The organism is Methanocalculus sp., assembly GCF_029762515.1.
In the GTDB taxonomy this organism is placed as follows: domain Archaea; phylum Halobacteriota; class Methanomicrobia; order Methanomicrobiales; family Methanocorpusculaceae; genus Methanocalculus.
Map to the genome: position 1 here is coordinate 1 of NZ_JARVGN010000467.1, position 1,661 is coordinate 1,661.

The following is a 1,661-nucleotide window of genomic DNA, read 5'->3' on the forward strand; positions in this document are numbered from 1 at the left end:
GACCGGTCGTGGTCGCTGACCTTGGCTCGGGGGTGCTGGACACTGCCATGGTGGAGACGGCGGCATATTGTCTGGAGGCACTGTAATGGTGAGGAATTGTGCCTTCATCCAATTGCTCGCCGATGAGGATAAGGGAGCAGCGCTTATCGATACAATCAACAAACAGAAAACGGGAGTATTATCCTCCGCCTTCTTCCCCATTGCTCCAGAAAAATTTTCCATGGTTCCGGGGTCGCCGTTTGCGTATTGGGTCTCCGATAAAATCCGACGCCTCTTCTTGGACCTACCAACTTTCGAAGGGAATGGGAGGACTGTCAAGCAGGGCATTGCTACCGCCGACGATTTCCGCTTTGTTCGGGCTTGGTGGGAGGTGGATCCCTCCCAGATCGTTAGCGGGACACCGGGGACGACACCTGATGAGTTCAGGTCACAGACTTTTAACGGAAGAAAGTGGGCGCCATTTGCAAAAGGGGGAGAATATTCTCCCTATTATGCAGATCTTCATCTTGTTCTGAACTGGGAGAGGGATGGGGAAGAGATCCGCAATTTCATTGATCCAAGTTCCGGTAAAGTCCTATCAAGACCACAGAATACCGAATATTATTTCCAGCCAGGGCTGACATATCCAAGGCGTTTGCACCGCTTAGCCGTAATGCCATTGCCGAAAGGATCGATCATTAGTGTGAGAGGTTCTGGAATTTTTACCGAATTTGATGACATCTCAATAACAGCAGCCCTATTTTCTTCCAAAATTTTTGATTTCCTTGTAAAAACAATGCTAGGCAGGTTTAATCACCCACAATTTGATAACGGAACCCTCTGTTATACACCAATTCCATCAAACTTCTATAATAATTCGAACGAATTGAAAGAAATAATCGAACAATCAATAAAATTGAAACAAAATATCGATTCATTTGATGAAATAACACATAGTTTTATTATTTACGGGGATTTGTTCAAAAATATTATTTCAAATATACAAATATTTGAGGATCAAAATAAAAAAATTCGTTCAACAAATAACCAAATACTATTCAACCAAGAAAAAATTGATTCAATAATTAATTCATTGTATCAATTGTCGAGTGATGAAATCGAATGCATTAATAAATACATAAAGACAGGAGATGTCTCAAAAGGATTGATTCCTAACACCGGTGCACCAATAAACACAGCTATATATCTTATTTCCTACATTTTCGGGTCTATTTTCGGCCGCTGGGACATACGCTTCGCCACCGGCGAAAAAGAACCCCCCGAGCTCCCCGATCCCTTCGCCCCCCTTCCCGCATGCTCTCCCGGCATGCTGCAGGGCGAGGATGGCCTGCCGCTTGAGCCGCATGAGATCCCGGCAGACTATCCCCTCGAAGTCGATGCCGATGGCATCCTCGTCGATGATGAAGGCCATTCCGACGACATCATCGCCCGTATTCGTGATGTGATCACGGTCGTTTGGGGCGACCGAGCTGATGCCATTGAGAAAGAGGCCTGCGATATCCTCGCGGTGAAATCCTTGTGGGATTACTTCCGCAAACCCACCGCAGGCGGATTCTGGGATGACCACGTGAAGCGCTACTCGAAGAGCAGGCGTAAAGCGCCCATCTACTGGCTGCTCCAGTCGGCGAAGAAGAACTACGCCATCTGGATCTATTACCCCC

General features: G+C 46.7%; 1 protein-coding gene. It reads left to right on the forward strand.

Annotation, left to right across the window (positions count from 1 at the left end; genetic code table 11):
* Nucleotides 1–85: 85 nt before the first annotated feature.
* Nucleotides 86–1,661 (forward strand): hypothetical protein (locus QCH34_RS12230; protein ID WP_300334542.1); only part of this gene is annotated, 1,576 nt, incomplete at its 3' end.